The sequence below is a fragment of the Enterobacter cloacae complex sp. P14RS genome (assembly GCF_014895895.1).
Classification (GTDB): domain Bacteria; phylum Pseudomonadota; class Gammaproteobacteria; order Enterobacterales; family Enterobacteriaceae; genus Enterobacter; species Enterobacter bugandensis.
The window spans coordinates 1-7,292 of the sequence record NZ_JADBQM010000033.1 but is presented as its reverse complement, the minus strand read 5'-3'; the positions used below and the strand labels follow the sequence as shown (position 1 = coordinate 7,292).

3 protein-coding genes and 2 pseudogenes are annotated in these 7,292 nt (G+C 47.0%); 2 read left to right on the top strand and 3 right to left on the bottom strand.

The window, feature by feature from the left end:
• Positions 1-562, top strand: a pseudogene (locus IM295_RS22560) (exonuclease SbcC); the annotation flags it as partial.
• Between the two features lie 1,257 nt (positions 563-1,819).
• Positions 1,820-2,122, top strand: a complete 303-nt coding sequence (locus IM295_RS22555) for a hypothetical protein (RefSeq protein WP_126981310.1) — start codon at positions 1,820-1,822, stop codon at positions 2,120-2,122.
• A gap of 168 nt (positions 2,123-2,290) precedes the next feature.
• Here the strand turns inward: IM295_RS22555 and IM295_RS23185 are convergent.
• From IM295_RS23185 to IM295_RS22545, 3 genes and pseudogenes are all read right to left on the bottom strand, one after another.
• Positions 2,291-2,380, bottom strand: a pseudogene (locus IM295_RS23185) (hypothetical protein); the annotation flags it as partial.
• Positions 2,381-2,554: 174 nt separating this feature from the next.
• Positions 2,555-4,372 (bottom strand): ATP-dependent helicase, encoded by a 1,818-nt coding sequence (locus IM295_RS22550; RefSeq protein WP_193067355.1) that lies wholly within the window; start codon positions 4,370-4,372, stop codon positions 2,555-2,557.
• Positions 4,359-6,143 (bottom strand): ATP-dependent endonuclease, encoded by a 1,785-nt coding sequence (locus IM295_RS22545; protein ID WP_193067354.1) that lies wholly within the window; start codon positions 6,141-6,143, stop codon positions 4,359-4,361. Before IM295_RS22545 ends, IM295_RS22550 begins: the two co-directional genes overlap by 14 nt.
• Positions 6,144-7,292: the final 1,149 nt, after the last annotated feature.

Genomic DNA, 7,292 nt, shown 5'->3' with positions numbered 1-7,292 from the left:
AGTTAATGCTCCTAGCATAGATGGTATATTATCTTCTTTAGGGGATGATTTGATGATTTTTTTAACCGGTGTGAAAATAAAAAATAGAACTGGGATAAGTATAAGTAAAAAACATTTCTCGCCCATTGTAAGAGATAGAGACTATTTTAATATTACATCTGGAGGTTTAAGAACTATTATTTCCATAGGGTATATGTCATCAATATTAAAGAGCTCTATTGACTCAGACATAAACCATCCTCGTTTTTTGATGCTTGATACTATAGGTAAGTATCTCGGAAAAAACTTGAAGACGAAATATGCATCCGAGACCAATATAAAAGATGATATTGATGAAGGAATTTCTGATCCAGAAAAATATGAAAACATCTATAATGCACTCATAGAAATAACCAATTATGCGCAGAAAAAAAGAAGCCCGTGTCAGATAATTGTTGTAGACAATGATGTCCCTGATAAGCTTTCTGACAGATTAAAAGCTATAACTGTTGCTCACTATAGTGCAAATAAGGAAAACGGGTTACCTGTCGGACTAATTGATGATGTCATTTACAAACATTAACTACTTTAGATTGAGGGATGCTAAACTTTGGTTTTCACTGTGATACTTACAGGAAAACCACAGGGATGCCATCATTCCATTGCCGCACCCCAGCTCGAGGATATGGCTACCTCAGGCTCTCTCATAATCCTGCGCTCCGGACGAATATCTGTTCTGGTGCAGGGAGCTTTAATGCCCGGAATAACATTCCTCATATGTGCCGGGGAGATAGTATTTGCCATCAGGCGAGGGTCTGGTTCCTCCCGGTCAACCATTCATGCCCCGCAGACCGTTTTCCCCGGCAAGTCTGGCTCCGCCGTTGGCATCATTTGTACGCTACAGTTTGCACCCGTCCTTTGAGTCACTCTGCCCGGCATAAGTCAATGCTGAAAATGCCAGGGTATACAGCATAAAAAAATCAATATCTTACTCATACTTTATCCTCTTTCCGCACTCATCATCTGACCGTTATCGAATCAGCCTGCTGTTCAGTCACTTTCAGCCCCGCCCCCGCGAGTGCGGTACAGAGAGCATCACTGATGGTCATCCTGCCTTTAACGGGATTACCCCTGACCGGGGCCGTCCTGCTGAGGTCTATCCGGATAAAACACCCGGTCCCTTGCGCCAGTTGCTGAGCTGTTTCATCAAACCGGGAAAACTGATATCGTAATTCGCAATGGTGTAACATTTGCCTTCCGGCACATGAGCATCCGGGGAAGCATTGCATGAAATAATTAAGAAAATCGATTGACCGATAACAATTAGACTATTTTAATGGGCAAGCAATTAAAGGCAACAGAATAATTTAAATATATCTGATTAATTTCCTTATTGTTATGACAAAATATAAAATCGACTACAAAAAAAGGTTCAACCTATGGAAACAGTAGATAGGTCAACAATAGATTTTATTAGAAAAATCATCCATGAGCTAGAAATAATAGGTGATTGGAACAGAAGATTTCATTGGAACTTTCTAAGAGAATTTCCTGACGAAAAGAATATAGAATCTTATCTTGAAATAATATTTAAACTTGAATCGATGATCGAATTTCATTTGGAAACGCTCTTGCAACGACAAGAAAATGAAATACTAATAAATGGAAAAAATACTAAAATAAATTTAAAACTCCGTTACCATTTTATCATGATGTTATTGATATCATTCCTATTTACAGTGATGCTATCTTACTTGGAGAACATAAGCTGCTTGTGCCTCAATAATCAATACCCAATATATGTTATCTCCTACAAATCCCAGGTACAAAAGAAGGTGTTGTGGTTGAAAACCATAACTTTGGATATCACTTCCACTATTGCAAGGTAAAAAAAAGGACATTAGAAAGAACCAATCTTTTATTGACTTTTGATACCGTTTTTAAAAAAACAAATAAGAAACCAAAGCCTGATCTATTCGGTGAATACCATGCAGAAGGGAAAAACAAGAAAATAGATATGGAAACAATTGGGGACAATAAACGATATCCTATATATTTAGTTTGTCATGATGCAGGGCAAAAGAGAGGATTGAGTAATTTTAAAACGCCTAGCAACAAGTCAAAATTGTTTATTACAGGTTAATTTAAAATAAAACTACCCCTTATGAATTAGGGGTGGTTTTATTAAAATATTATCATCCCTTGTAACAAGGGATACAAATGAAGTACGAGTCCAGTCAATTTGAAGAGCCCGCTCAGGGAAACCTGAGCGGGCTCTTGCTTTGGTTTGATTGGTGAATCGCTAACAGACTCAAATTTTATCCATCAAATAACGATGCGTTTTCGATGCCATGCTGGCGGCTTTGAAATTAGAGCGTTTATCGTTTTTCATCGCTTTTAACGGGTAGCAAACCATCTTTCGGTCCAGTTTCAGTCGCAGGTGATGATTTACCTGTTCAGTGGACTAAATTATGGAAGATGCATTGTGCCTTTGGTTCAGCATTGGAAGGTGGCGCAATTATCGGCGTTTTCTTTTGCTGGCTGTCCACAGATTCGATCACGCATTTATTCCCGACTACCATAAACCGGCCCCTCGCATTCGCGCCTCCAGTTCATCCAGAAATGGGGAACGCCCTAGACGCATAGGGCCGTTGCGACCATCAACAAAACCGGAATACAGCATATGCACCTCATCCCGTGCGCGGGTCAGCCCCACATAGAAAAGACGACGGCTTTCGCGCAGCTTCTCTGGCGCCTCATTACGCCACGGCAAATTCCCCAGATCCAAACCGACCATGATGACCACGTCATATTCGCAACCTTTGGCTGAGTGAAGCGTCAGCAAATTGAGGTGTTCAGGTGAGCCGTCACGACCACCTAGGCTCGTTATGTCCAGCAGCGCCAACGCACCGCCTTCGGCAAGTGCTGCAGTCATGTGTTCCAGTTGCTCAGCCTGATCAGAAAGTGCCGGTTCAGTAGCCAGCAGGGAATCAACGAGTCCGTTGCGCAACGACACGACAAAATCGCACGCAGGTTGCTGGTCGGTGCGAAGTGCCCAAAGCAGCCTAGTTAACTCCTGTCCCTTGCGCCGGGCGCATGCATCATCCAGTCTCGCCCGATGAAATGCCAGATAACGGTCTATCAATCCACGCAGTTGAGGGCGCCCAATACGCCAACCACCAGCACACCATGCCGCGCAATCCTCCACCCAGCTCGTCAAGGCAACCTTGCGATAAGGTGCTGCGGTGTCCACACGAATGTAATCAAAACCGCCAGCGGTCACCGCATCGGCCACCACATCACCGGCACGGTAGTCCTTGTACAGAATGGCGATGTCACCCAGCGTTCGACCCGGCTTAGCAGCTAACGCAGTTGGAATAATCTGCGCGACAGCATGGACAGCCTGATCCTCCAGACCATCCGGACACAGCTGGAACGTAATGGTTGTCTGGCGGTTCGGGTCGCTTGCGCGATAACCACGAACCTCACCCAACACCATCTCAGATGCATTGACGATGCCCGTTCCTGATCTATAGTTCAACTGAAGCCTGACTGTTTCAACGTCTCTCCTGCTTGCCAGTTCCATGAGTAACGCACCATCGGCACCAGTGAAACCGTAGATCGATTGGTCTGCATCACCCACAGCAAATAAGCGTACGCCACCCTCGAAAGCCAGGCGTTTGACTATACGGTGGAGCGCAACGCCCAAATCCTGATATTCATCAACCGCAAGGATCGGAAATTTCGCCTGTACCAAGGGTAGAACCCAGTCATGCTCGACGATCAGACGCTGGCCGAATACCACCATATCGTCGTAGTCGATTAGCCCTTCCTGCCGCAATGCCGCTTCGTAGGCCTCGGCCCAGGCAGCGAGTTCCTCCTCTGCACGCCAAGCAACACTGTTGCGGTTCAGCACCGAACGGCGATGTCGTCCGAGATCAATAGCCTTATAGGGATGGTTTGGGCCAAAGAGACGGTCACCAGATTGTCGAAGTAACCGCTCGCTAGCACGCTGAGAAGCTACTGAAAGCGGAAATGGGATTGGCAAATCGGCCAGTCGTCCATAGGGCATCAACAGATGGCGCAAACAGAACCCATGGACGGTTCCGATAAAGAGATTCGGTGCTTCTCTGAGCCCCAGCGCTTCGAGACGACGGATCAGCTCGCGAGCACATTCTTGGCTATATGTGATACATGCCGCGCCACGTGGAGCCTGAACATCCTCGGCCAGGATTCGGGCCAGCTTCAGCACGAGCGTCTTGGTCTTACCACTACCTGGCCCGGCGAGTACCACGCAATGCCCACGGGATTCATACGCGGCTAACTGGCCCGGATTCCCGGCCAGCTCGGCAGCCTGAGCCAAATAGGCTGCACTGACACTACGCAACGGCATCGCGGATATGCTCCAGTGCTTCGCGAATGTAATCCGGACAAACATCCTCCGACACCGAAGTTGCCAGCGCCTGGGCGAACCGCCCTTTGCCAATTCGCTCAATTAGTTTCAACAACCGGGCTATATCAAGCTGGTCCGTGTCATCCACCCATGCCTGTATCCGATCTAAGGTAACTTGCGCCAGAGATAGTTCCCGCTCAATGACCGACTGCATGGCTTCGGCCAGTCCACCGGTAAACAGCTCAGGCTCCAAGGTGATCTCATTGACAAAGCATCCATACACCCCGGCACGTGCAATCACTTCATCGGTATCCATATCATCATGGTCAACATCTCCCTCAAGCACGTCTAAAATATTGATAAGTCTCCTACGAACCAGCGGCTCTCCAACCGCCATAGGATCGCGGTCTGTCAAAATCACATGCGGAATATTAAGCCCCCGTGGCCCCAGGAGCTTCACATACGGAGTGAAATTTGTTCCACCGATCGAGCACACCGTGATCCCAAGCATATCGAGGGGAATATCAAGAGCATCGGCGAATGCAGGGACAAGAAAGCGTTCAGCATCCCCTTCCACTAGGATCACCCCACGTGAAAAGAATATTTCGCCGCGGGTGACGTCGATATAGCGCTGCAGATCATCTTCGTCCCGCTGCGTAAACGGTGCGTTCGCCGTTGAAACAGCAATAGTCTTCTCGTCCTCTGCGTCATGACGCAGCAGAACGATAGATCTGACAGGCGTGACGCTGGCAATATGTGGGGAATGGGTGGTCAGGATCGTTGTCAGCGGTGCCCTTTCATCACCATTCTCCCCGTCAGTACCCAGGAAATAACGGTAGACTAGGCGCTGTACGTGCGGATGCAAATGTGCCTCAGGCTCCTCGACGACGAAAAACGTATGGTCTCGCTCTCCGTCATCAACAAGACGATCAAGTTCGAGGCTTTTCAGAGCCAGAAAAATCAGATTAGCTGTCCCCAAGCTGGCATCGCCAATGCCCCGAATGCCACTGTCGAGCAGCAAACGCAGGCTACGTAGCAGCGCATCAACGCGAGTCGGTGCAAGTCCGAGCGATACCGGAACGGCATGTTGCTCACCTGCTATAGCAATCAACCGTTCGCTAATTCGTTCGGCTGTCGCCACCACCTCATCATGCCCAGCCAGTTCCCGCTGAGCCTCATCGACCAGGGTTTGAATCTCCTCACGATCCTCCTCGTCCAGAGATGCGGAAAGTTCTTCAATAAGCGGCCTCAAGGGTGAATTGCGCCAACTTGAAAGATCCTTCTCAGCATCACGCAACGCGCCTTGAACATCGATGGGCAACATACGACGAAACGCACCACCAATAGGCATGTCAGGATCAGCACCACCGAAGATCACATACTCATAATCTTTTAACGATTCTGGAGCTCGATTTAACTCGGTTTTGGGCTGAAAGCGATAGGTAAGGCGGGCCACCATCGGAGGCCCCGGATTAAGGACACAGTCATTCAGATGAGCCATCAATCGGGGATCGTCAGTGAAATCAGTGAAATCTACTGAAATTTCAATGGTCTCCCCCAATTTGTCTTCGCCCAATCCATCCCAAAAATGTTCAAAACCCAGTTGACGGTCACGCTCAGACAACGCTGGGTCAAGAATCAGTTGCAGGCCGCGAATAAAATTGCTCTTGCCAACCTTGTTTTCACCAACAATAACAATACTCTCACCCGTTTCAACATCAACGTCGGAGAAGTTGGCGAAATTAATTAACCGGATTCGGGAAATCCGCATTACTGCCTCCCTATCTTTTTGATTATCTTCCAAAATAAGAGTAGCCCTCAAACCGCAAGAGACTGCCTAGCACGACCAAATCTGCTGAGGGGTGCAGTTGCGATCAAAACGGTTTTGGTCATTGCACATTTTTTGCTAATCAAATCTATTTGTCCGACGAAGGTAACAGTTCATCGTAACAGAGAGCTAAACCATGCCTATGATCCATCTCACAAAGTGGCTTTTTGTCGTCACTGCCTTGCTCAGTGGCTGCGCGACAACCTCCTCGCCTCTCTTGCCTTCGCCCATTAAAGAGATTTCTCCGGTTCCTGAAAATGCTGAGCCCGGTTTTATTCCGGGCGCTACCCTCTTTAAAGCTAGCACCTGATGTAGCGCAGCACGACCTGATATTGCAGGTAATCGGCGTGGCATTGCCGGAAAACTCCCGCGCTACCGTTGGTGACGGTCTGCAAGGCGCGCTAAGGCGAAGCGGCTATCAGACTCTATTCACTGTCACTGCCCGCGGCACACTTGTATCCGGCCTAATGAGCCTGAGCTACGCATTGCTCACATTGGACGGGCCATCCTGGGATTTGGAGAACAATGAGCTGGCACGACAGGTCATACCCTGGCGATACGGCACAATATCAACTGGAAGCAGATCAATTTTTCTCAGGGCATTAGGTATAATGATTCTAAACCCTCATGTCTATAGCGTGCAAACTGCCTCCTATACTGCTGAATATTTTAGGGACTCAGCTTGGCGGGGAGTGACTTTCTTCTAATGAAAATATTACTTACTTAATGTCGTAAAAAAATTATTCTCTTGGGGATATACGCCTTCTTTGTCCACTAAATATTATTCGACCATACAAAAACAGCCTTCAATATCAACAGTTAGATACCAACTATGATGATATCTTTAGTGGAAAACTGCAAGATGCGGTTTATCAATGCCACAGGGTAAAGGGACAGTAACTTATGGTACTCGAAAGATTACCACTAGTGGGAATCAGGATTTCAAATAACAAGATATGTGCAAAGATGCCCACTTCTAATACTTAAAAACTGTCCCACACAGGATAGAGTCTTGACACTTGCATGGCTACATTTCATTTTTTAATACAAAACCTATACTTATACATTTCAAAATGTCATAATAATTAAAAG

Coding starts and splice junctions, on each gene's coding strand:
- IM295_RS22545 (WP_193067354.1), bottom strand. CDS start 6,143: ATGCGGATTTCCCGAATCCGGTTAATTAATTTCGCCAACTTCTCCGAC.
- IM295_RS22550 (WP_193067355.1), bottom strand. CDS start 4,372: ATGCCGTTGCGTAGTGTCAGTGCAGCCTATTTGGCTCAGGCTGCCGAG.